At 71.4% G+C, this 22,924-nt stretch carries 23 protein-coding genes; 19 read left to right on the forward strand and 4 right to left on the reverse strand.

Going from position 1 to position 22,924, the window contains the following annotated elements:
• Positions 1 to 170 precede the first annotated feature (170 nt).
• Positions 171 to 1,130, forward strand: a complete 960-nt coding sequence (locus ABZ471_RS12275; protein WP_359065272.1) for a GlxA family transcriptional regulator — start codon at positions 171 to 173, stop codon at positions 1,128 to 1,130.
• A gap of 12 nt (positions 1,131 to 1,142) precedes the next feature.
• Entirely contained in the window at positions 1,143 to 1,778 is a 636-nt protein-coding gene (locus tag ABZ471_RS12280) for a DJ-1/PfpI family protein (protein WP_359065274.1), read from the forward strand.
• On the opposite strand, the gene ABZ471_RS12285 is transcribed toward ABZ471_RS12280, so the two are convergent.
• Positions 1,765 to 2,514, reverse strand: a complete 750-nt coding sequence (locus tag ABZ471_RS12285; protein ID WP_359065276.1) for an enoyl-CoA hydratase/isomerase family protein — start codon at positions 2,512 to 2,514, stop codon at positions 1,765 to 1,767. The two genes, ABZ471_RS12280 and ABZ471_RS12285, sit on opposite strands and share 14 nt — an antisense overlap.
• Before the next feature lie 345 nt (positions 2,515 to 2,859).
• Between ABZ471_RS12285 and ABZ471_RS12290 the strand changes: the two genes are divergently transcribed.
• Complete coding sequence (locus tag ABZ471_RS12290) at positions 2,860 to 3,354, forward strand: ATP-binding protein (RefSeq protein WP_359065324.1); 495 nt, start codon at positions 2,860 to 2,862, stop codon at positions 3,352 to 3,354.
• 14 nt (positions 3,355 to 3,368) lie between these two features.
• On the opposite strand, the gene idi is transcribed toward ABZ471_RS12290, so the two are convergent.
• The 3 genes from idi to galE form a co-directional block, all read right to left on the reverse strand.
• Positions 3,369 to 3,962 (reverse strand): isopentenyl-diphosphate Delta-isomerase, encoded by a 594-nt coding sequence (gene idi / locus ABZ471_RS12295; protein ID WP_359065278.1) that lies wholly within the window; start codon positions 3,960 to 3,962, stop codon positions 3,369 to 3,371.
• Between the two features lie 181 nt (positions 3,963 to 4,143).
• Positions 4,144 to 5,085 (reverse strand): cation diffusion facilitator family transporter, encoded by a 942-nt coding sequence (locus ABZ471_RS12300; protein ID WP_359065280.1) that lies wholly within the window; start codon positions 5,083 to 5,085, stop codon positions 4,144 to 4,146.
• Positions 5,086 to 5,229: 144 nt separating this feature from the next.
• The gene (gene galE, locus ABZ471_RS12305) at positions 5,230 to 6,201 is read right to left on the reverse strand and encodes a UDP-glucose 4-epimerase GalE (protein WP_359065283.1); all 972 of its coding nucleotides are present in this window, start codon (positions 6,199 to 6,201) and stop codon (positions 5,230 to 5,232) included.
• A gap of 276 nt (positions 6,202 to 6,477) precedes the next feature.
• On the opposite strand from galE, the gene ABZ471_RS12310 reads away from it, so the two are divergent.
• The 16 genes from ABZ471_RS12310 to ABZ471_RS12385 all read left to right on the forward strand — a co-directional run.
• Positions 6,478 to 8,307: a DUF5941 domain-containing protein gene (locus tag ABZ471_RS12310; protein ID WP_359065285.1), complete on the forward strand. Its 1,830-nt coding sequence runs from the start codon at positions 6,478 to 6,480 to the stop codon at positions 8,305 to 8,307.
• The gene (locus ABZ471_RS12315; protein ID WP_359065287.1) at positions 8,304 to 9,056 is read left to right on the forward strand and encodes a phosphocholine cytidylyltransferase family protein; all 753 of its coding nucleotides are present in this window, start codon (positions 8,304 to 8,306) and stop codon (positions 9,054 to 9,056) included. The genes ABZ471_RS12310 and ABZ471_RS12315 overlap by 4 nt, the downstream gene beginning before the upstream one ends.
• A complete protein-coding gene (locus ABZ471_RS12320) occupies positions 9,044 to 10,105 on the forward strand; it encodes an iron-containing alcohol dehydrogenase family protein (RefSeq protein ID WP_359065289.1) in 1,062 nt (353 codons plus the stop codon). The genes ABZ471_RS12315 and ABZ471_RS12320 overlap by 13 nt, the downstream gene beginning before the upstream one ends.
• Positions 10,083 to 10,862 (forward strand): CDP-alcohol phosphatidyltransferase family protein, encoded by a 780-nt coding sequence (locus ABZ471_RS12325; RefSeq protein ID WP_359065292.1) that lies wholly within the window; start codon positions 10,083 to 10,085, stop codon positions 10,860 to 10,862. The genes ABZ471_RS12320 and ABZ471_RS12325 overlap by 23 nt, the downstream gene beginning before the upstream one ends.
• A 5-nt stretch (positions 10,863 to 10,867) precedes the next feature.
• On the forward strand, positions 10,868 to 11,761 hold the full coding sequence (locus tag ABZ471_RS12330) for a glycosyltransferase (protein WP_359065294.1): 894 nt from the start codon (positions 10,868 to 10,870) through the stop codon (positions 11,759 to 11,761).
• Between the two features lie 127 nt (positions 11,762 to 11,888).
• A complete protein-coding gene (locus tag ABZ471_RS12335) occupies positions 11,889 to 12,818 on the forward strand; it encodes an ABC transporter permease (RefSeq protein ID WP_359065296.1) in 930 nt (309 codons plus the stop codon).
• Positions 12,811 to 13,599 (forward strand): ABC transporter ATP-binding protein, encoded by a 789-nt coding sequence (locus tag ABZ471_RS12340; protein ID WP_359065298.1) that lies wholly within the window; start codon positions 12,811 to 12,813, stop codon positions 13,597 to 13,599. Before ABZ471_RS12335 ends, ABZ471_RS12340 begins: the two co-directional genes overlap by 8 nt.
• Positions 13,600 to 13,966: 367 nt before the next feature.
• On the forward strand, positions 13,967 to 14,863 hold the full coding sequence (hpnC, locus tag ABZ471_RS12345) for a squalene synthase HpnC (protein ID WP_359065300.1): 897 nt from the start codon (positions 13,967 to 13,969) through the stop codon (positions 14,861 to 14,863).
• Positions 14,860 to 15,810: a presqualene diphosphate synthase HpnD gene (hpnD, locus tag ABZ471_RS12350; RefSeq protein WP_359065302.1), complete on the forward strand. Its 951-nt coding sequence runs from the start codon at positions 14,860 to 14,862 to the stop codon at positions 15,808 to 15,810. Before hpnC ends, hpnD begins: the two co-directional genes overlap by 4 nt.
• A 35-nt stretch (positions 15,811 to 15,845) precedes the next feature.
• Positions 15,846 to 15,950, forward strand: coding sequence for a DUF6380 family protein (locus tag ABZ471_RS12355; RefSeq protein WP_359065326.1), 105 nt, complete (start codon positions 15,846 to 15,848; stop codon positions 15,948 to 15,950).
• Complete coding sequence (gene hpnE / locus ABZ471_RS12360; RefSeq protein WP_359065304.1) at positions 15,947 to 17,374, forward strand: hydroxysqualene dehydroxylase HpnE; 1,428 nt, start codon at positions 15,947 to 15,949, stop codon at positions 17,372 to 17,374. Before ABZ471_RS12355 ends, hpnE begins: the two co-directional genes overlap by 4 nt.
• Before the next feature lie 68 nt (positions 17,375 to 17,442).
• On the forward strand, positions 17,443 to 18,507 hold the full coding sequence (locus ABZ471_RS12365) for a polyprenyl synthetase family protein (protein WP_359065328.1): 1,065 nt from the start codon (positions 17,443 to 17,445) through the stop codon (positions 18,505 to 18,507).
• Positions 18,508 to 18,623: 116 nt separating this feature from the next.
• Entirely contained in the window at positions 18,624 to 20,654 is a 2,031-nt protein-coding gene (shc, locus tag ABZ471_RS12370; protein WP_359065306.1) for a squalene--hopene cyclase, read from the forward strand.
• Positions 20,655 to 21,296 (forward strand): 1-hydroxy-2-methyl-2-butenyl 4-diphosphate reductase, encoded by a 642-nt coding sequence (locus tag ABZ471_RS12375; protein WP_359065308.1) that lies wholly within the window; start codon positions 20,655 to 20,657, stop codon positions 21,294 to 21,296.
• A 5-nt stretch (positions 21,297 to 21,301) separates the two neighbouring features.
• Complete coding sequence (hpnH, locus tag ABZ471_RS12380; RefSeq protein ID WP_359065310.1) at positions 21,302 to 22,324, forward strand: adenosyl-hopene transferase HpnH; 1,023 nt, start codon at positions 21,302 to 21,304, stop codon at positions 22,322 to 22,324.
• A 4-nt stretch (positions 22,325 to 22,328) separates the two neighbouring features.
• Positions 22,329 to 22,924 (forward strand): flavodoxin-dependent (E)-4-hydroxy-3-methylbut-2-enyl-diphosphate synthase (locus ABZ471_RS12385; RefSeq protein WP_359065312.1); only part of this gene is annotated, 596 nt, incomplete at its 3' end.

Raw genomic sequence — 22,924 nt, forward strand, 5'->3', positions numbered from 1 at the left:
GCCTTCTCCACTGAGGTTGCGCGGCAATTGTGGCAGGTGGCACCGACAACCGGGGCTCAGGGCGGCACGTGGCGGGGCGCCGGGCCCACTGGCCCGGCCCGTGCCTCATGGCAGAAAAGGTGGGGTACCCGTCATTGCGGCCACGCGCCGGGCCCCGAAGAATCGGAGACATGCCGCAGCGCACCCTCCTCATCGTCCTCTTCGACGGCGTCCAGAGTCTCGACGTCACCGGCCCCCTCGAGGTGTTCAACGGCGCCGAGCAGCACACCCCCGGGACGTACCGCATCCGCACGGCCTCACTGGACGGCGGCCCGGTGCGCACCTCCAGCGGGCTGGCCCTCGTACCGGACGAGGCGCTCACGGAGGCGGCCGACCCGGACACCCTGCTGGTCCCGGGCGGCCGGGGCACCCGCAGCCCCGATCCGCGGCTGACCGAGTGGCTGCGCACGCACGGCCCGCGCGCGCGGCGCCTCGTCTCCGTGTGCACCGGTGCGATCCTGCTGGCCGCCGCCGGTCTGCTCGACGGGCGCCGGGCGACGACCCACTGGGCCTACTGCGACAAGCTCGCCCGCGACCACCCGGCCCTGACGGTGGATCCCGAGCCGATCTACGTCCGCGACGGACAGGTCTCCACCTCGGCGGGCGTGACCTCCGGCATCGACCTCGCCCTGGCCCTCGTCGAGGAGGACCTGGACCGGGACGTCGCGCTCGCCGTCGCCCGGCACCTGGTCGTCTTCCTGCGCCGGCCCGGGAACCAGGCGCAGTTCAGCGCCCAGCTCGCCGCCCAGACCGCGCAGCGCGAGCCCCTGCGCGAGGTGCAGCGCTGGATCACCGAGCACCCCGCCGGCGACCTCACCGTCGAGTCGCTCGCCGCCCGGGCCCGGCTCTCGCCGCGTCACTTCGCCCGCGCCTTCCGGGAGGAGACCGGCATGACACCCGGACGCTACGTCGACCGCGTCCGCCTCGAACACGCCCGCCGCCTCCTTGAGGACACGTCCGACGGCGTGGAGGAGATCTCCCGCGCGAGCGGCTACGGCACTCCCGAGGCCATGCGGCGCGCGTTCGCCAAGGCCCTCGGCACGGCACCGGCCGAGTACCGGCGCCGGTTCCGCCCCACCACCACTCCCTGAAGGGACACACCCATGCAGATCGCCATCGTCGTCTACGACCGCTTCACCGCCCTCGACGCCGTCGGACCGTACGAGATCCTCGCCCGGACCCCCGACGCGGAGACCGTGTTCGTCGCCGAGAACACCGGCCCGGTCCGCACGGACACCGGTGCGCTCGGGATCGTCGCCGACAAGTCGCTGGCCGAGGTGACGAGCCCCGACGTCGTGGTGGTGCCGGGCGGTCCCGGCCAGAGCGCGCTGATGGATCACCGGCCCCTGCTGGACTGGCTGCGCGCCGTCGACGCCACCAGCACCTGGACGACCTCGGTGTGCACGGGCTCCCTGCTGCTCGCCGCCGCCGGTCTCCTCGACGGCCGCCGCGCCACCTCGCACTGGCTGGCGCTCGACCAGCTGAAGCGGTTCGGCGCCGAACCGGCGCAGCAGCGGGTGGTGTTCGACGGCAAGTACGTCACCGCCGCCGGCGTCTCCGCCGGCATCGACATGGGCCTCACCCTGCTCGGCCGGATCGCCGGCGACGAACACGCCCAGGCGGTCCAGCTGGCCACCGAGTACGACCCGCAGCCTCCCTACGACGCCGGATCCCCGCTGAAGGCCCCGGAGCACCTGGTCGAGGCGCTGCGCAGGAGGAGTCGCTTCATCGTGTCGTAGTCCAGGTGAAGCGCGGCTGCCTGCGCTCCAGGAACGCGCTGACGCCCTCGGCGGTGTCGCCGTTGCCGTGCGCCTGCTCCGCCCAGTGCGCCTCGCGGCCGGTGCGGCCGTTCGCGAACTCCTTGGCGGCGGCCTGGGTGAGCTGGGAGCGGGACACCAGGATCCGGGTCAGCTCGGCGACCCGCTTGTCCAGTTCACCCTCGGGCAGCACCTCGTCCACGAGTCCGGTGCGCAGTGCCCGCCGGGTGTCGATCAGCTCGGCCGTGAACAACAGGTACTTGGCGGCGGCCGGTCCCACCAGCGACACCAGCCGGCGGGTGGACGACGCCGGGTACACGATCCCGAGCTTCGCCGGGGTCACCCCGAACAGCGCGCCCTCCTCCGCCAGCCGCAGATCGCAGGCCGCCGCGAGCTGGGACCCGCCGCCCACGCAGTGGCCGCGCACCGCGGCGAGCGTCGGCTTGGGGAAGGCGGCCAGCGCCTCCTCGGCCGCCACGGCCAGCGACTGCGCCTCGGCGGGCGAGCCCCGGAGCGTGGAGATGTCCGCACCCGCGCAGAAGGTCCCGCCCTCGCCGGTCAGCACCAGCGCCCGTACTCCGGGATCGCCCGCCAGCTCGTCCAGCAGCGGCGGCAGGGCGCGCCACATCGCGGCCGTCATGGCGTTGCGCTTGGCCGGATGACGGACGACGACGGTGGCGACGGAGTCGTCGACCTGGTGCGAGAGGTGGGGTTCCATGCGGCGGATGGTATCGACCGCACTGCTGGACCGAGGCGCCGAGACCGCCACGGCCCGATACGACACTTCGAACGTAGAGGACAAAAGGGAGGGGAGGTCGGCCTGCTGCGGCCGCCGTGTCGTCGGCATCGTCGCCGACCGGCCGCACAACAAACCCGTACAACCCGAAGAGTTCGCGAACCGGCGTCGCAGGGACAGGAACAGTCCCACAACTGACCATGTCATACGCCAATGGTCAGATCCGTTCGATACCAGCTGACTTGTGTTCAGTTCTCCGGAGCGGAGCGGATTGTTACCAACACTCGACGTGTGGTGACAATCGAGCGCGAGGGTGGCGACCGGACGATGGACAACCACGGGCGCGGGGACGGCCCGCGCCCAGCGGGGGGCGCCGAGCGGCTGCCCGATCCACTGCCCTACGAGGGAATCTGGCGGTTCACCGCGCCCGCGGTGGACGTCTCGGTCCCGCAGGCGCGGCGCGCCGTACGGGACCTGCTGCTGCGCCAGGGCGTACCGGTCTCCGACGACCTGGTGTACGGCCTGCTGCTGATCGTCTCCGAACTGGTCACGAACGCGGTCAGGCACGCGGCGCTGCTGTCGCCGACGCTCGCCGTGGAGGTGGCCGTCGGCGCCGAGTGGGTGCGGGTGTCGGTGGAGGACAACCACCCCTACCGCCCCACCGCCCTGGAGGCCGACCACGGGCAGACCGGCGGTCGGGGGCTGCTGCTGGTCCGTGAGGTGGCCCGGGAGGCGGGCGGGGTGGTCGACGTGGAGCACACGGCGAGCGGCGGCAAGGTGATCTGGGCCGCCCTGCCGCTCAAGCCCGCTGCCCTGTCGTAGGGGCCACCGGCGGCCTACCAGCCCGCGGACTGGCCCGTCAGCTCCCTGATCGCCGGACGGGCCGCGTCCAGCACGGTCATGAACCATGCCGAGAACGGGTCCCTGGCGTGCCGCTCGGCCAGCTCGGGGGCCGTCACGAAGGCGGTCGCCCCGACCTCCTCCGCATCCGGCACGAGCGGCTCCTGCACCAGGCCGACGAACAGGTGGTTGAACTCCTGCTCGACCAGGCCCGAGGCCGGGTCCGGGTGGTTGTAGCGCACCGTGCCCGCCTGGGCCAGCAGCGACGGCGAGACGCCCAGTTCCTCGTACGTCCGCCGGGCCGCCGCCGCGAACGGCGCCTCGCCGGGGTAGGGGTGACCGCAGCAGGTGTTGGACCACACGCCGGGGGAGTGGTACTTGCCGAGCGCCCGCTGCTGGAGCAGCAGCCGGCCCTGCTCGTCGAAGAGGAACACCGAGAACGCCCGGTGCAGCTGTCCCGGTGGCTGATGGGCGGCGAGCTTCTCCGCGGTGCCGACCGTCACGCCCTTCTCGTCGACCAGTTCCAGCAAAATCGCCTCTGCGGTGCCGTTCGACGAGCTGGTCGTCTCGGTGGCAGGTGTGATCGGCATACCCATCCTTCGCCTCGGTCTTCGCACCCCAAGTCTGCCGTACGAATCCGGCACTCCCGGCACTTCCCGGCACGTCCGCATGTCCCGTGCGGGGTGGCACCGAAGTGGGGCCCGATGGGGCATCGTGCCCGGCGCACGCCGCCCGGAACCGCATCGCAGCATCGAACGAGTGTGCGTACGGTCAATGGCACAGGCGAGCCTCGTGCTCCGCGTGCCCGCCCGGCTCCAGCTGGAAGGTGCAGTGCTCCACGTCGAAGTGGTCGCCCAGGCAGCCCTGCAGCTCGTGCAGCATCTTCTCGTTCCCGATGGCGTTCAGCACCTCCGAGCTGACCACCACGTGGGCGGACAGCACGGGCATGCCCGAGGTGATCGTCCAGGCGTGCAGATCGTGCACGTCCTCCACGCCGTCCAGGGCGAGGATGTGCGCCCGCACCTGCTCCATGTCGACGTCCTTCGGAGCCGCCTCCAGCAGCACGTCCAGCGTCTCGCGCAGCAGCTTCAGCGTCCGCGGCACGATCATCAGGCCGATGACCAGCGAGGCGACCGGGTCGGCCGCCTGCCAGCCCGTGGTGAGGATCACGGTCGCCGAGATCAGCACCGCCACCGACCCCAGCGCGTCCGCAGCCACCTCCAGGAAGGCGCCGCGCACGTTCAGGCTCTCCTTCTGCCCGCGCATCAGCAGGGTGAGCGAGATGGTGTTCGCGACCAGACCGAACAGGCCGAACACGATCATCAGGCCGCCCTCGGTGTCCGCGGGCGTGAAGAAACGCTGGACCGCCTCGAACAGGACGTATCCGCCGACGCCGAGCAGCAGCAGACAGTTGGCCAGGGCCGCGAGGATCTCGGCGCGGGCGTAGCCGAAGGTGCGGTGGGTGCTCGGCGGGCGGTTCGCGAAGTGGATGGCGAGCAGCGCCATGCCCAGGCCCACCGCGTCGGTCGCCATGTGGGCCGCGTCCGCGATCAGGGCCAGCGAGTCCGCGAGGAGACCGCCGACGATCTCCACCACCATGATCGTGAGCGTGATGCCCAGCGCCACGCGCAGCCGGCCGCGGTACGCGGCCGCGGCCGTACCCCTGGGCGGCGCATGGCTGTGCGCGTGCCCGTGGTCGTGCCCTGCCCCCATGAGAAGACCGCCCTTCGGTGTGGCCCGGGGTTGCCCGGGCTCACAGTGAACTACGGGTGGGGGGTATCGGGCAACGCGGTACTGAACACCGTTGTCATGTGCCCTGACCTGCGGAAACGATCCGCTGGTCAGGGCGTCGCCGCCCTACTTCCCGTGGTGCAGCTGCCAGCCCTGCCAGGCCGACTCCACCATCTCGCGCACCCCGCGCCCGGCCCGCCAGCCGAGTGCCTCGGCGGCCCGCTCGGCCGAGGCGACCGCGCGCGGCGCGTCCCCCGGGCGGCGCCCCTCGACCACGGGCGTGCGCCGGTCGCCGGTGACCTCCCCGATGACCGTGATCAGCTCGCGCACGGAGACACCCTCGCCGCGGCCGATGTTCAGCGTCAGATCGCCCGCCAGGTCCCCGGCGGCCAGTCGCCGGGCCGCCGCGAGGTGCGCCTCGGCGAGGTCGGCCACGTGGATGTAGTCGCGGATGCAGGTGCCGTCCGGCGTCGGGTAGTCGGCGCCGAAGATCCGCGGGGCCTCGTCGCGGGTGAGCCGGTCGAAGACCATCGGCACGATGTTGAACACACCCGTGTCCGACAGTTCCGGTGCGGCGGCGCCCGCCACGTTGAAGTAGCGCAGGCACACCGTGGAGATGCCGTGCGCCCGGCCCGCCGCCCGCACCAGCCACTCCCCGGCCAGCTTCGTCTCGCCGTACGGGTTCACGGGCGCGCACGGGGTGTCCTCCGTGATCAGGTCCACGTCCGGATTGCCGTACACGGCCGCCGAGGAGGAGAACAGCAGCCGGCGCACGCCCGCCTCCGCCATCGCGTCCAGGAGGGTGGCCAGGCCGCCCACGTTCTCCCGGTAGTAGCGCGTCGGCTCGGCCACGGACTCGGCGACCTGCTTGCGCGCCGCGAGATGCACGACGCCCGTGACGCCGTACTCCGCGAAGACCCGCTTGAGCAGCTCCCCGTCCAGCGTCGAGCCCTCGACGAGCGGCACGCCCGCCGGGAGCCGCGCGGGTACGGCCGCCGACAGGTCGTCCAGCGCCACGACGCTCTCCCCGGCACCCGTCATGGCCCGTGCCACGTGCGCCCCGATGTATCCGGCTCCGCCGGTGATCAGCCACGTCATGGTCGCCCACCCTATGCCGATCCGTCCGCGTGTCCGTGATGGCGGGGGATGCCCGGGTCTGCGCCCACGGTTTGTGGGGCGGGCCCCGGATCCCCGATGATGATCTCGGCAAAGCCCGGGGCAGCCCCCGTGGACCGGGCCGTGAACGGCCGGTGAACACGGGCTCGTACCCATCGGATACCCTCTGCCGACACGCCGCCCGGGAGCCGCAGGCAGGGGCGCCCCACCACGTAGAAGACCGGCGCCGATGCGCCGGCACCCAGGGAGTGAGTTCGGTTGTCGACCGCCATCGTCACCGGTCAGCCGGTCCCCGGATCGTCGCTCGAGAACGATCTGCGGTCCCTCGGCTTCGACGTGCGCGTGGCCGGCGACGCCTCCGAGACGGACACCCTGCTCGCGGCCGTGCCCGCCGACCGGCGGGTGGCCCTGGTCGACGCCCGCTTCGTCGGCCACCTGCACGCCCTGCGCCTCGGCCTCACCGACCCGCGCTTCCCGCTCGCCGCCGTCCCCGGCGCCGTCACCGCCCAGCCGGCCGCCCGGGAGGCGCTGAGCCGGGCCCTGGCCCGTGAGACCTCCGGCGGCGGCACGGCCCATGGGGGTGCCCCCGCGCGAGCGAAGTCGAGCGTGGGGGACGTCGACAGCGTCGCCGACCACGTCGTCACGGCGCTCGCCGCCGACGGCAGCGAGGTCCACCACCCCGAGCTGGGCAGCCTGGTCGCCGCCGTCCCCGCCGACCCGCAGGCCCGCAACGAGGCCCGGCAGGCCGTCGCCGCCGTCGACGACGAGGCCGTACGCCTGAAGTCTGCCGTGAAGTCCCGCGACGGCTTCTTCACCACGTTCTTCATCAGCCCCTACTCGCGCCACATCGCCCGCTGGTGCGCGCGCCGGGGCCTGACCCCCAACCAGGTCACCACCGCCTCGCTGCTCACCGCCCTGATCGCGGCGGGCTGCGCGGCGACCGGCACCCGGCCCGGCTTCATCGCCGCCGGCGTGCTGCTGATCGCCTCCTTCGTACTGGACTGCACCGACGGTCAGCTCGCCCGCTACTCCCTGCAGTACTCCACGCTCGGCGCCTGGCTGGACGCCACCTTCGACCGGGCCAAGGAGTACGCCTACTACGCGGGCCTCGCCCTGGGCGCCGCCCGCGGCGGTGACGACGTGTGGGCCCTCGCCCTCGGCGCGATGATCCTGCAGACCTGTCGGCACGTCGTGGACTTCTCCTTCAACGAGGCCAACCACGACGCATCCGCCAACACCAGTCCCACCGCCGCCCTCTCCGACAAGCTCGACAGCCGCGGCTGGACGGTCTGGCTGCGCCGGATGATCGTCCTGCCCATCGGCGAACGCTGGGCCATGATCGCCGTCCTCACCGCGGCCACCACCCCCCGCATCACCTTCTACGTGCTGCTCGTCGGCTGCGCCTTCGCCGCGACGTACACCACGGCGGGCCGCGTGCTGCGCTCGGTGACCCGCAAGGCCCGGCGCACCGACCGGGCGGCCCAGGCGCTGGCGGACCTCGCCGACAACGGACCGCTCGCCTCGGCCGTGGCGCATCTCACCCGGGTCCGCTTCGGCGCCCCGCTCCTGGTGGCCCTGGCCGGCACGGCGGTCCTCGCCGTCTCCCTGTTCTCGGGGGTCACCTGGGCGCCCGTCGCCGGTGCCGTCGTCTACGCCGTCACCTCCGGACAAGCCCTGTACCGCCCCCTGAAGGGCGCCCTCGACTGGCTGGTCCCGCCGCTGTTCCGGGCCGCCGAATACGGCACCGTTCTGGTACTGGCAGCCCACGCGGACGTGAACGGAGCGCTTCCTGCGGCTTTCGGCCTGGTGGCCGCCGTCGCCTACCATCACTACGACACGGTGTACCGCATCCGCGGCGACGCCGGAGCGCCACCGGCCTGGCTGGTGCGCGCCATCGGGGGGCAGGAAGGGCGGACGCTGCTCGTCACCGTGCTGGCCGCCCTGCTCACCGCTTCGCAGTTCAAGGTCGCGCTCACGGCCCTCGCCGTGGCCGTCGCCCTGGTGGTGCTCGTCGAGAGCATCCGCTTCTGGGTGTCCGCTCACATGGGCGGTGCGCCCGCCGTACACGATGAAGGAGAAACCGCATGATCGGCCTCGTGCTGGCGGCCGGCGCCGGACGGCGTCTGCGCCCCTACACCGACACTCTGCCCAAGGCTCTGGTGCCGGTGGGCCCCGAGGGCGCGGAGGACTCGATCACGGTGCTCGACCTCACGCTCGGCAACTTCGCCGAGGTGGGCCTGACCGAGGTCGCGATCATCGTCGGCTACCGCAAGGAGGCCGTGTACGACCGCAAGGCGGCGCTGGAGGAGAAGTACGGCCTCAAGCTCACCCTGATCGACAACGACAAGGCCGAGGAGTGGAACAACGCCTACTCCCTGTGGTGCGGCCGTGACGCCCTCAAGGACGGTGTGATCCTCGCCAACGGCGACACCGTGCACCCGGTCTCCGTCGAGAAGACGCTGCTCGCCGCCCGCGGCGAGGGCAAGCAGATCATCCTCGCCCTGGACACCGTGAAGTCCCTCGCGGACGAGGAGATGAAGGTCGTCGTGGACCCCGACAAGGGCGTCCAGAAGATCACCAAGCTGATGGACCCCGCCGAGGCGACCGGCGAGTACATCGGCGTCACGCTCATCGAGGGCGAGGCCGCCGCCGAGCTGGCCGACGCCCTGCGGGCCACGTTCGAGCGCGACCCCCAGCTGTACTACGAGGACGGCTACCAGGAGCTGGTGAACCGCGGCTTCAAGGTCGACGTCGAGCCGATCGGCACCGTGTCGTGGGTCGAGATCGACAACCACGAGGACCTCGCTCGCGGGCGGGAGATCGCGTGCCAGTACTGACCCGGCTGATTCCCTCGCCGGTCGTCGTGGACATCCGCCCGGGTGCCCTCGACGACCTGGCGAGCGTCCTCGCCGACGAGCGCATCTCGCACTCCGGCCGGCTCGCCGTCGCCGTCAGCGGCGGCTCCGGCGCGAAGCTGCGCGAGCGCGTCGCCCCCTCGCTGCCCGGCGCCACCTGGTACGAGGTCGGCGGCGGCACCCTCGACGACGCGATCAGGCTGGCCGGCGACATCAAGGCCGGCCACTACGACGCGGTCGTCGGCCTCGGTGGCGGCAAGATCATCGACTGCGCCAAGTTCGCCGCCGCCCGCGTCGGCCTGCCCCTGGTCGCCGTACCGACGAACCTCGCGCACGACGGCCTGTGCTCGCCGGTCGCCACGCTCGACAACGACGCCGGCCGTGGCTCCTACGGCGTGCCGAACCCGATCGCCGTCCTCATCGACCTGGACGTGATCCGCGAGGCACCGGCGCGATTCGTGCGGGCCGGCATCGGCGACGCGATCTCCAACATCAACGCGATCGCGGACTGGGAACTCGCCAACCGCGTCAACGGCGAGAAGGTCGACGGCCTCGCCGCCGCCATGGCCCGCCAGGCCGGCGAGGCCGTACTCCGGCACCCCGGCGGCATCGGCGACAACGACTTCCTCCAGGTGCTCGCCGAGGCGCTGGTCCTCACCGGCATCTCCATGTCGATCTCGGGTGACTCCCGGCCCGCATCGGGCTCCTGCCACGAGATCAACCACGCCTTCGACCTGCTCTTCCCCAAGCGCGCCGCCAGCCACGGCGAGCAGTGCGGGCTCGGCGCCGCCTTCGCGATGTACCTGCGCGGAGCGCACGAGGATGCGGCCTACATGGCCGAGGTGCTGCGCCGGCACGGGCTTCCGGTGCTGCCGGAGGAGATCGGCTTCACGGTGGACGAGTTCGTCCGCGCCGTCGAGTTCGCCCCGGAGACCAGGCCCGGCCGCTACACGATCCTCGAACACCTCGCCCTCAAGACGAACCAGATCAAGGACATCTACGCCGACTATGTCAAGGCCATCGGTAGCTGAACTCCGTCCGGTCGTCCACCCCGCAGGGGTCAAGGACCGGCGCAGCGGTGAGCACTGGGCGGGACGCCTCTACATGCGCGAGGTGTCCCTGCGCGTCGACCGCTACCTGGTGAACACCAGGGTCACGCCCAACCAGCTCACGTACCTGATGACCGTCTGCGGCGTGCTCGCGGCCCCGGCCCTGCTGGTGCCGGGGATCGCGGGCGCCGTGCTCGGGGTGGTCGCCACCCAGCTGTACCTGCTGCTGGACTGCGTCGACGGCGAGATCGCCCGCTGGAAGAAGCAGTACTCGCTCGGCGGGGTCTACCTGGACCGCGTCGGCGCCTACCTGACCGACGCGGCCGTCCTGGTCGGCCTCGGCCTGCGCGCCGCCGACCTGTGGGGGAGCGGGCGCATCGACTGGCTGTGGGCCTTCCTCGGCACCCTCGCCGCGCTGGGCGCGATCCTGATCAAGGCCGAGACCGACCTCGTCGGCGTCGCCCGGCACCAGGCCGGCATGGCGCCGGTCAAGGAGGCGGCGTCCGAGCCGCGCTCCTCCGGCATGGCGCTGGCCCGCCGGGCCGCCTCGGCACTGCAGTTCCACCGGCTCATCCTCGGCATCGAGGCCTCGCTGCTGATCCTGGTCCTCGCGATCGCCGACCAGGTCCGCGGCGACCTGTTCTTCACCCGGCTCGGCACCGCAGTCCTCGCCGGCATCGCCCTGCTGCAGACCCTGCTGCACCTGGTGTCCATCCTCGCCTCCAGCAGGCTGAGGTGAGCGGCATGACGGCTTCTGCGAAGGTCGGCGCGGTCATCATCACCATGGGCAACCGGCCCGAGGAGCTGCGTGCCCTGCTCGACTCCGTCGCCAAGCAGGACGGCGACCCCGTCGAGGTGGTCGTCGTCGGCAACGGCTCGCCCGTCCCGGACGTGACGGAGTTCCCGTCGGTCGTACGGACCGTGGAACTGCCCGAGAACCTGGGCATCCCCGGCGGCCGCAACGTCGGCATAGAAGCCTTCGGCCCCAGCGGCCGCGATGTCGACATACTGCTCTTCCTCGACGACGACGGCCTGCTCCCCCGCCACGACACCGCCGAGCTGTGCCGTCAGGCGTTCGAGGCCGACCCGGAGCTCGGCATCGTCAGCTTCCGCATCGCCGATCCGGACACGGGCGAGACCCAGCGCCGCCACGTGCCCCGGCTGCGCGCCTCCGACCCGATGCGCTCCTCCCGGGTCACCACCTTCCTCGGCGGCGCCAACGCCGTCCGCACCCGCGTCTTCGCCGAGGTCGGCGGCCTGCCCGACGAGTTCTTCTACGCCCACGAGGAGACCGACCTGGCCTGGCGGGCCCTCGATGCGGGCTGGATGATCGACTACCGGTCCGACATGGTGCTCCACCACCCGACGACCGCGCCCTCCCGGCACGCCGTGTACCACCGCATGGTCGCCCGCAACCGGGTCTGGCTGGCCCGCCGCAACCTCCCCGCGCTGCTGGTCCCCGTCTATCTCGGGGTCTGGCTGCTGCTCACCCTGCTGCGGCGCCCCTCGGGACCGGCCCTGAGGGCCTGGCTCGGCGGCTTCAAGGAGGGCTGGACCACGGCGTGCGGCCCCCGCCGCCCCATGCGGTGGCGTACGGTGTGGCGGCTGACCCGACTGGGCCGGCCCCCCGTCATCTGACAAGCTCGGCGTACGGGGCCGCCCGGTCCGGACGTGCCCGGGGACGGACCGGCGCACGGGCATCACGCGCACCACGAGCACGACAACACGACGAACACGACGTACTCGAAGACGAAAGCTTCCACCTGTGAGTGAGACAACGCACGACGGCGGTGTCGCGGTGACCGCGGCCCCGTCGCCCGACGAGGGACTGACGGCGGCCCGGCTCGCCGCCAAGTACGGGCTCGCCGTGAGCGGTGCCCGGCCCTCGCTCGGCGAGTACGTCCGGCAGTTGTGGGGGCGGCGCCACTTCATCCTCGCCTTCTCGCAGGCGAAGCTGACCGCGCAGTACAGCCAGGCCAAGCTCGGCCAGCTGTGGCAGGTGGCCACCCCGCTGCTGAACGCGGGCGTGTACTACTTCATCTTCGGCGTCATCCTGCACGCGAGCCGGGGCATGTCCAAGGACGTGTACATCCCGTTCCTGGTCACGGGTGTGTTCGTGTTCACCTTCACGCAGAGCTCGATCATGTCGGGCGTCCGCGCGATCTCCGGCAACCTGGGCCTGGTGCGCGCCCTGCACTTCCCGCGCGCCTCGCTGCCCGTCTCCTTCTCGCTCCAGCAGCTCCAGCAGCTGCTCTTCTCGATGATCGTGATGTTCATCGTGGCGATCGGCTTCGGCAGCTACCCGAGCCCGTCCTGGCTGCTGATCGTGCCGGTCCTGCTGCTGCAGTTCCTGTTCAACACCGGGCTCGCGCTGATCGTGGCCCGCATGGGCGCGAAGACGCCCGACCTCGCCCAGCTGATGCCGTTCATCCTGCGTACCTGGATGTACACGTCCGGTGTCATGTTCTCCATCAACAACATGATGGAGGGGCGTCCCGAATGGGCGGTCCGCCTGCTGCAGGTGAACCCCGCCGCGATCTACATGGACCTGATGCGCTTCGCGCTGATCGACGGGTACGGCGCCTCGAACCTGCCGCCGCACGTGTGGGCCATCGCCCTGTTCTGGGCCGTGGCGCTCTTCGCGGGCGGGTTCGTGTACTTCTGGAAGGCGGAGGAGAGGTACGGCCGTGGCTGAGCAGAACACCCGGGACCCGCGACCTACGGTCATCGCGGACGAGCTGCACATCGTCTACCGCGTCAACGGCGCGAAGACGGGCAAGGGCAGCGCGACGGCCGCCCTCAGTCGCATCCTGAGGCGAGGCTCCGACGACGCGGCGCGTGGGGTGCGCAAGGTGCACGCCGTGCGGGGCGTGTCCTTCGTCGCCTACCGCGGCGAGGCCATCGGCCTGATCGGCTCCAACGGCTCCGGCAAGTCCACTCTGCTCCGCGCCATCGCCGGTCTGCTGCCCGCCGAGCGCGGCAAGGTCTACACCGACGGCCAGCCCTCGCTGCTCGGCGTGAACGCGGCCCTGATGAACGACCTCACCGGCGAGCGCAACGTCATCCTCGGCGGCCTCGCCATGGGCATGTCCCGTGAGCAGATCAAGGAGCGCTACCAGGACATCGTCGATTTCTCGGGCATCAACGAGAAGGGCGACTTCATCACCCTGCCGATGCGCACCTACTCCTCCGGCATGGCGGCCCGCCTGCGGTTCTCCATCGCCGCCGCCAAGGACCACGACGTCCTCATGATCGACGAGGCTCTGGCCACCGGTGACCGCGCCTTCCAGAGGCGCTCCGAGGAGCGCATCCGGGAACTGCGCAAGGAGGCCGGCACGGTGTTTCTGGTCAGCCACAACAACAAGTCCATCCGCGACACCTGCAACCGCGTCCTGTGGCTGGAACGCGGCGAACTGCGCATGGACGGCCCGACCGAAGAGGTCCTCAAGGAGTACGAGAAGTTCACGGGCCGGTGACCCGCTGATCCGTTTCGGCCAGGGCCCTGTCGGAAACCGTCCGGTGGGGCCCGGCGTCTGCAAAGGAAACGTCAACTCCCGGCGGCCTTAGGAATCTTGACGCCAATCGGTGTGTTGTTGTGATGTGCAGGACACCCCGACGGACCTTGCTGCGTTGTACAACGTAAGCTGTACCGGTGCCGGAAAGCGGCAAGTGGGGCGATAATGCGCGACATCCTGCGCCGGGCAGCCCCGCGGACAGCCGGGCGGCGTGTCCGAAATAGTGTGTCTTGGATCGGCAGTGTAGAACGGGAGATGTGACGGCAATGGCTACGGAAACTCCCCAGCTCAGCGCAGCATGTGCCGTCCCCGCCCCGGGCAGTCCGCGGTGACGGGAACCTGCACGGCGCCGGATCTGGAGCGCGCCACGCTGGACAAGGCCGCGAGCGAGAACTTCCCCGTGGCCCCCTTCTTCCTGCCCCGGGCCTGGCGCGACGACCTCATGGCCGTGTACGGCTTCGCCCGCCTCGTGGACGACATCGGCGACGGCGATCTGGCCCCCGGCGGAGCCGACGCGCGCGTCCTGGGCGTGCCCGCCGCCGAGGCCGAGGACCGCGTGGCCCTCCTCGACGCCTTCGAGGCCGACCTGCGGCGTGTCTTCGACGGCACGCCCCGCCACCCCCTGCTGCGTCGTCTGCAGCCGACCGTCCGCCGCCGCGCCCTCACCCCCGAGCCCTTCCTCGGACTGATTGCCGCCAACCGCCAGGACCAGCTCGTCGCGCGCTACGAGACCTACGACGACCTCCTCGCCTACTGCGAGCTGTCCGCCAATCCCGTCGGCCGCCTCGTCCTCGCCGTCACCGGCACCTCGACCCCCGAGCGGATCCGCCTCTCCGACGCGATCTGCACCGCACTCCAGATCGTGGAGCACCTCCAGGACGTCGCCGAGGACCTCGACCGCGACCGGATCTACCTGCCCGCCGAGGACATGAAGCGCTTCCACGTCCGGGAAACGGATCTCGCCACGAAAACCACAGGCGCATCGGTGCGCGCCCTGGTTGCATACGAAGCACAACGCGCCCGCGATCTGCTGAATGAAGGCGCCCCCCTGGTGGGTAGCGTCCACGGCAGGTTGAAGCTGCTGCTCGCGGGGTTCGTGGCGGGGGGAAGGGCGGCGATCCGGGCGATCGCCGCCGCGGAATACGACGTACTTCCCGGCCCGCCCCGACCCGGCAAGGTCCAGTTGCTGCGTGAGGTGGGCGTGACCCTGCGAGGAGAGGGGTGATCCGGGCCGTGGAGTCCGTGCCACACGTGTCCGCACCGGTACTCGCCGCCTACAGCTACTGCGAGGCCGTCACCGGGCAGCAGGCCCGTAACTTCGCGTACGGCATCCGGCTGCTGCCGACGCCCAAGCGGCGCGCCATGTCGGCGCTCTACGCCTTCTCCCGGCGTGTCGACGACATCGGCGACGGCGACCTGCCCCGCGAGGTCAAGGTCGCGCGCCTGGAGGACACCCGGGCGCTGCTCACCCGGGTCCGCGAGGGCGGGGTCGCCGAGGACGACACCGACCCGGTGGCCGTCGCCCTCACCCACGCCTCCCAGGCCTTCCCGGTCCCGCTCGCCGGCCTGGACGAGCTGATCGACGGCGTCCAGATGGACGTGCGCGGGGAGACGTACGAGACCTGGGACGACCTGAAGGTCTACTGCCGTTGCGTGGCCGGCGCCATCGGCCGTCTCTCGCTCGGCGTGTTCGGTACGGAGCCGGGGGCGCGCGGCGCCGAGCGCGCGCCCGAGTATGCCGACACGCTCGGTCTCGCACTCCAGCTCACCAACATCCTCAGGGACGTCCGCGAGGACGCCGAGGGCGGCCGTACGTATCTGCCCGCCGACGACCTCGCCAAGTTCGGCTGCACGGCCGGGTTCAACGGGCCGACCCCGCCGGAGGGCTCCGACTTCGCGGGCCTCGTGCACTTCGAGGTACGGCGGGCCCGCGCCCTTTTCGCCGAGGGCTACCGGCTGCTCCCCATGCTCGACCGGCGCAGCGGTGCCTGTGTCGCCGCCATGGCCGGCATCTACCGGCGGCTGCTGGACCGCATCGAGCGCGACCCGGAGGCCGTGCTGCGCGGCCGGGTCTCGCTGCCCGGACGTGAGAAAGCCTACGTCGCCGTCCGCGGACTGTCCGGCCTCGACACCCGGCACGTGTCCCGGCGGACCGTCAGGAGGCGCGCCTGATGGACGCCGTGGCCCCATCCGGCTCCGCAGGGCCGATGCGGCGGGCAACCCTCCGCTGCGGCGTGGCGTCCCTGACTGCGACGGCCGACCGTGCACCGTTCATCCAGCACGCTCGGTACGCAGGGAAGGACGCACGATGAGCGACGGCTCACGCCACACGGAGGCGCACGCCGGCACCCCGGCACCGGCGGGGCGCAGTGCCGTCGTGGTCGGCGGTGGCCTCGCCGGGATCACCGCGGCGCTCGCCCTCGCCGACGCGGGCGTCCGGGTCACCCTGCTCGAAGGCAGGCCGAGACTGGGGGGCCTCGCCTTCTCCTTCCGGCGCGGCGAACTGACCGTCGACAACGGCCAGCACGTGTACCTGCGCTGCTGCACCGCCTACCGCTGGTTCCTCGACCGCATCGAGGGTGCGGCGCTCGCACCGCTGCAGGATCGTCTCGACGTGCCCGTACTCGACGTGAACCGGCCCGAGGGACGGCGGCTCGGCAGGCTGCGGCGCGACGCGCTGCCCGTACCCCTGCACCTGGGCCGGAGCCTGGCCACCTATCCGCACCTGTCGCTCGCCGAGCGTGCCGCGGTCGGGCGTGCCGCGCTCGCGCTCAAGGGGCTCGACCTCGCCGATCCGACCCTGGACACCCAGGACTTCGGCAGCTGGCTGGCCGCTCACGGCCAGTCGGCGCGTGCCGTCGAGGCCCTGTGGGACCTGGTCGGTGTCGCCACCCTCAACGCGGTCGCGGGCGACGCCTCGCTGGGGCTCGCCGCGATGGTGTTCAAGACCGGTCTGCTGTCCGACCCGGGCGCGGCCGACATCGGCTGGGCCCATGTCCCGCTGGGCGAACTGCACGACCGGCTGGCCCGCAGGGCGCTCGACTCCGCGGGCGTCCGTACCGAAGTCCGTACACGCGTCACCTCCGTCTCTACCAACGAAAACGGGACCTGGAGCGTTCAGGTTCCCGGCGAGACCCTTCAGACCGATGCGGTCGTCCTCGCCGTACCCCAGCGCGAGACCCACGACCTGCTGCCGCCCGGCGCCCTCGACGCCCCGGGACAACTGCTCCGGATCGGCACCGCGCCGATCCTCAACGTGCACGTCGTCTACGACCGCAAGGTGCTCGCCAGTCCCTTCTTCGCCGCCCTCGGCACCCCCGTGCAGTGGGTCTTCGACCGGACGGACGCGTCCGGGCTCGGCGAGGGCCAGTACCTGGCACTGTCCCAGTCGGCCGCGCAGGACGAGATCGACGCGCCGGTCGCCGCGCTCCGCGAGCGCTACCTTCCCGAGCTGGAACGACTGCTGCCGGGTACGCGCGGCGCAGTGGTGAAGGACTTCTTCGTGACCCGGGAGCGCACGGCGACGTTCGCCCCCGTCCCCGGCGTCGGGCGGCTGCGGCCCGGCGCCCGCACCAAGGCCCCCGGCCTGTACCTGGCCGGTGCGTGGACCGCCACAGGGTGGCCCGCGACCATGGAGAGTGCGGTCCGCAGCGGCGTGAGCGCGGCCGACGCCGCGCTGAGCGCCCTGGGCCGGCCCCGCCCCCACCACCTCTTCGAGTTCGAGGAGGCGGCGTGATGCCCGATCGGCATGCGGCAGGCCCCCGCACCCCCGGTACCGCAACAAGAGGAGAGACTGTGCCCACTGTGCCCCCGGCCTCGATGCCCGCTCGGAGGACCGCGGTGGACGTGACCGCGCTTCTGGAGCGCGGCCGGACCCTGGCCACACCGGTCCTGCGTGCGGCCGTCGACCGCCTGGCGCCTCCTATGGACACCGTCGCCGCCTACCACTTCGGCTGGATCGACGCCGCGGGCAACCCGGCCGACGGCGACGGCGGCAAGGCCGTGCGTCCCGCCCTGGCCGTTCTCTCCGCCGAGGTCACCGGCGCCGCGCCCGAGACGGGCATTCCCGGGGCCGTCGCCGTCGAACTCGTGCACAACTTCTCGCTGTTGCACGACGACCTGATGGACGGCGACGAGCAGCGCCGGCACCGTGACACCGTGTGGAAGGTGCACGGCCCCGCCCAGGCCATCCTGGTCGGTGACGCCCTGTTCGCCCTCGCCAACGAGATCCTGCTGGAGATCGGCACCGTCGAGGCCGGGCGCGCCACCCGCCGCCTGACCGCCGCCACCCGCGCCCTGATCGACGGTCAGGCCCAGGACATCTCCTACGAGCACCGCGACCGCGTGAGCGTCGAGGAGTGCCTGGAGATGGAGGGCAACAAGACCGGTGCGCTGCTCGCCGCCTCCAGCTCCATCGGCGCGGTGCTCGGCGGCGCCGACGACCGCACCGCGGACACGCTGGAGAAGTACGGCTACCACCTCGGCCTCGCCTTCCAGGCCGTCGACGACCTCCTCGGCATCTGGGGCGACCCGGACGCCACCGGCAAGCAGACCTGGAGCGATCTGCGCCAGCGCAAGAAGTCCCTGCCGGTGGTCGCCGCGCTCGCGGCAGGCGGCCCCGCCTCCGAGCAGCTCGGCGAGATCCTCGCCGCCGACGCCAAGAGCAGCGACTTCGAGAATTTCTCCGAGGAGGAGTTCGCGGCCCGCGCCGCCCTCATCGAGGAGGCCGGCGGCCGCGACTGGACGGCCGCGGAAGCACGCCGTCAGCACACCATCGCCATCGAAGCCCTCGACGCCGTCGACATGCCCGACCGGGTACGGGCCGCCTTCACGGCGCTCGCCGACTTCGTCGTCGTACGAAAGAGATGATCACTATCGGTCGAAAAGCCCTCGCGTAGTCGCCGGCCGGTGTCGAAAGACGACGGACACCGGCCGACGGCGGACCCACAGCAGCACGACTCGTACGACTGCACGAAGGGGAAGCCATGACAGCGACGACCGACGGAAGCACCGGGGCGATCTTGCCGTCCCGCGCTGCCGCGGCCAGTGACACCGACATCACCACCCCCGCGGCGGCCGGGGTACAAGAAGCCGCCGAACGCGCCGCGAGGCGCGCCACCGACTTCCTGCTCGCACAGCAGGACGCCGAGGGCTGGTGGAAGGGCGACCTGGAGACCAACGTCACCATGGACGCCGAGGACCTGCTGCTCCGTCAGTTCCTGGGAATCCGCGACGATGCGACGACGCAGGCCGCCGCCCTGTTCATCCGCGGCGAGCAGCGCGAGGACGGCACCTGGGCCACGTTCTACGGCGGCCCCGGCGAACTGTCCGCCACCGTCGAGGCGTACGTCGCCCTCCGGCTGGCCGGCGACGACCCGGACGCCCCGCACATGGCGAAGGCCTCGGCTTGGATCCGCGAGCGCGGCGGAATCGCCGCCGCCCGGGTCTTCACGCGGATCTGGCTCGCCCTGTTCGGCTGGTGGAAGTGGGACGACCTGCCCGAACTCCCGCCGGAGCTGATCTACTTCCCCAGCTGGATGCCGCTCAACATCTACGACTTCGGATGCTGGGCCCGGCAGACCATCGTGCCCCTGACCGTCGTCTCGGCCAAGCGCCCGGTCCGCCCGGCGCCCTTCCCGCTGGACGAGCTGCACACCGACCCGGCCGACCCCAACCCGGCCAAGCCCCTTGCTCCGGTGGCCAGTTGGGACGGAGCCTTCCAGCGCCTGGACAAGGCGCTGCACCGGCTGCGCAAGGTCGCCCCGCGCCGGCTGCGCAGGGCCGCGATGAACTCCGCCGCCCGCTGGATCATCGAGCGGCAGGAGAACGACGGCTGCTGGGGCGGGATCCAGCCGCCCGCCGTGTACTCGGTCATCGCTCTGCACCTGCTCGGCTACGACCTGGAGCACCCGGTGATGCGCGAGGGACTCGCGTCGCTGGACCGTTTCGCCGTATGGCGCGAGGACGGCGCCCGGATGATCGAGGCCTGCCAGTCCCCGGTGTGGGACACCTGCCTCGCCACCATCGCGCTGGTCGACGCCGGACTGCCCGCCGACCACCCGCAACTGGTCAAGGCGGCCGACTGGATGCTCGGCGAGGAGATCGTCCGGCCCGGCGACTGGGCCGTGAAGCGACCCCAACTGCCGCCCGGCGGCTGGGCGTTCGAGTTCCACAACGACAACTACCCGGACATCGACGACACCGCCGAGGTGGCCCTCGCGCTGCGCCGGGTCAAGCACCACGACCCCGAGCGGGTGGACCGGGCGATCGGGCGCGGGGTGCGCTGGAACCTCGGGATGCAGTCGAAGAACGGCGCCTGGGGCGCCTTCGACGTCGACAACACCAGCCCGTTCCCGAACCGGCTGCCGTTCTGCGACTTCGGCGAGGTCATCGACCCGCCGTCCGCGGACGTCACCGCGCACGTCGTGGAGATGCTGGCCGCCGAGGGCCTGGCCCACGACCCGCGCACCCGGCGCGGCGTCCAGTGGCTGCTGGCCGAACAGGAGCCGGACGGCTCGTGGTTCGGCCGCTGGGGCGTCAACTACGTCTACGGCACCGGCTCGGTGGTGCCCGCCCTGACCGCGGCCGGTCTGCCCGGCTCGCATCCGGCGATCCGGCGGGCGGTGACCTGGCTGGAGAACGTCCAGAACGAGGACGGCGGCTGGGGCGAGGACCTGCGCTCCTACAAGTACACCAGGGAGTGGAGCGGCCGCGGCGCCTCCACCGCCTCACAGACCGCGTGGGCGCTGATGGCGCTGCTCGCGGCGGGGGAGCAGGACTCCAAGGCCGTCGAGCGCGGCATCCGGTGGCTGGCCCAGACCCAGCGGGAGGACGGCTCCTGGGACGAGCCGTACTTCACCGGTACGGGCTTCCCCTGGGACTTCTCCATCAACTACCACCTCTACCGGCAGGTGTTCCCGCTCACCGCGCTCGGCCGGTACCTGTACGGCGACCCCTTCGACAAGAAGCCCCTGTCCCGCGGCAGGAAGCCTCTCTCCGAGGTCAAGGGGGGCTGAGTGAGCTCCCAGCCCACCCCGGCCCCGCTGCTGATCGCCTGCGCGCTCGGCATCGAGCACCTCGCCCTGCGCACCGGTGATCGCAGCGGTGCGGGCGGGCCGTTCACCGTCGTCCGTACGGGCATGGGCCCGAGGGCGGCGGAACGCTCCGTCAACCGGCTCCTCGCCGACCCGGCGCTGGCCGACGCGGTCGTGCTGGCCACCGGCTTCTGCGCCGGGCTCGCCCCCGGTATGCACCCCGGTGACCTGGTCGTCGCCGAGGAGACCCGGGACCCGCACGGGACGGTCCCGTGCGTGGGCACCGACCTGCTGGTCAAGGAACTCGTGCGCCTCCTGCCCGGACGCACCGTCCACATCGGCCCCGTCACCGGCTCCGACCACGTCGTCCGCGGCCACGAGCGGTCCGACCTGCTCGCGACCGGCGCGATCGCGGTCGACATGGAGTCCGCGGCCACGCTCCTGAGCGCCGTACACGCGGGCGAGCGCCCGGTTGCGGCCGTCCGGGTGGTCGTGGACGCTCCAGAACATGAACTCGTCCGGATCGGCACGGTGCGCGGTGGAATATCAGCCTTCCGCGTTCTTCGTTCCGTCCTTCCCGCTTTTTTCGAATGGCACCGTTCTTTGTTGCTCCCCCGGAGGTGAGCCAGATGGCCATGCCACTGCGTCAGTCCATCAAGGTCGCTACTTACCTGGCTGAACAGAAGATCCGCAGGCGGGACAAGTTTCCGCTGATCGTCGAGCTGGAGCCGCTCTTCGCCTGCAATCTCAAGTGCGAGGGCTGCGGCAAGATCCAGCACCCGGCCGGTGTGCTCAAGCAGCGCATGCCGGTGGCCCAGGCCGTGGGCGCGGTGCTGGAGTCCGGTGCGCCGATGGTGTCCATCGCCGGCGGCGAGCCGCTGATGCACCCTCAGATCGACGAGATCGTGCGGCAGTTGGTGGCCAGGCGGAAGTACGTCTTCCTGTGCACCAACGCCATGCTGCTGCGCAAGAAGATGGACAAGTTCACGCCTTCGCCCTACTTCGCCTTCGCGGTGCACATCGACGGGCTGCGCGAGCGGCACGACGAGTCCGTTGCGAAGGAAGGCGTGTTCGACGAGGCGGTGGAGGCCATCAAGGAGGCCAAGCGGCGCGGCTTCCGGGTGACCACCAACTCGACCTTCTTCAACACCGACACCCCGCAGACCATCGTCGAGGTCCTCAACTTCCTCAACGACGACCTCGAGGTCGACGAGATGATGATCTCGCCCGCCTACGCCTACGAGAAGGCGCCCGACCAGGAGCACTTCCTCGGTGTCGAGCAGACCCGGGAACTGTTCAAGAAGGCCTTCGCGGGCGGCAACCGCAGGCGCTGGCGGCTCAACCACTCTCCGCTCTTCCTGGACTTCCTGGAGGGCAAGGTCGACTTCCCGTGCACCGCGTGGGCGATCCCGAACTACTCGCTCTTCGGCTGGCAGCGCCCCTGCTACCTGATGAGCGACGGGTACGTCCCGACGTACCGCGAGCTCGTCGAGGAGACCGACTGGGACAAGTACGGCCGCGGCAAGGACCCGCGCTGCGCCAACTGCATGGCGCACTGCGGCTACGAGCCCACCGCCGTTCTCGCCACCATGGGTTCGCTGAAGGAGTCGCTGCGGGCCATGCGCGAGACCGTCGCCGGAAACCGGGAGTGACGCGATGACCGCCGTTCCCTTGGGGGTCCCCGAGGTGCCGGCCCGGCAGGTCGCACCGCGGCGCGTGTCGCGGCAGATCCACGTCGGGCCGGTGGCGGTCGGGGGCGGAGCCCCGGTGTCGGTGCAGTCGATGACGACGACCCGGACGTCGGACATCGGTGCCACCCTTCAGCAGATAGCCGAACGGACCGCGTCCGGCTGCCAGATCGTCCGTGTCGCCTGCCCCACGCAGGACGACGCGGACGCTCTCGCGACCATCGCCCGTAAGTCGCAGATCCCGGTGATCGCGGACATCCACTTCCAGCCGAAGTACGTGTTCGCGGCCATCGAGGCCGGGTGTGCGGCCGTACGCGTCAATCCCGGCAACATCAAGAAGTTCGACGACCAGGTGAAGGAGATCGCGCGGGCCGCGAAGGACCACGGCACCCCGGTCCGGATCGGCGTCAATGCCGGCTCGCTGGACCGGCGGCTGCTGCAGAAGTACGGAAAGGCGACGCCGGAGGCGCTGGTCGAGAGCGCCCTGTGGGAGGCGTCGCTCTTCGAGGAGCACGACTTCCGCGACATCAAGATCTCGGTCAAGCACAACGACCCGGTCGTGAT

Origin of the sequence: Streptomyces sp. NPDC005728 (assembly GCF_040630895.1) — a bacterium.
Lineage (GTDB): Bacteria > Actinomycetota > Actinomycetes > Streptomycetales > Streptomycetaceae > Streptomyces.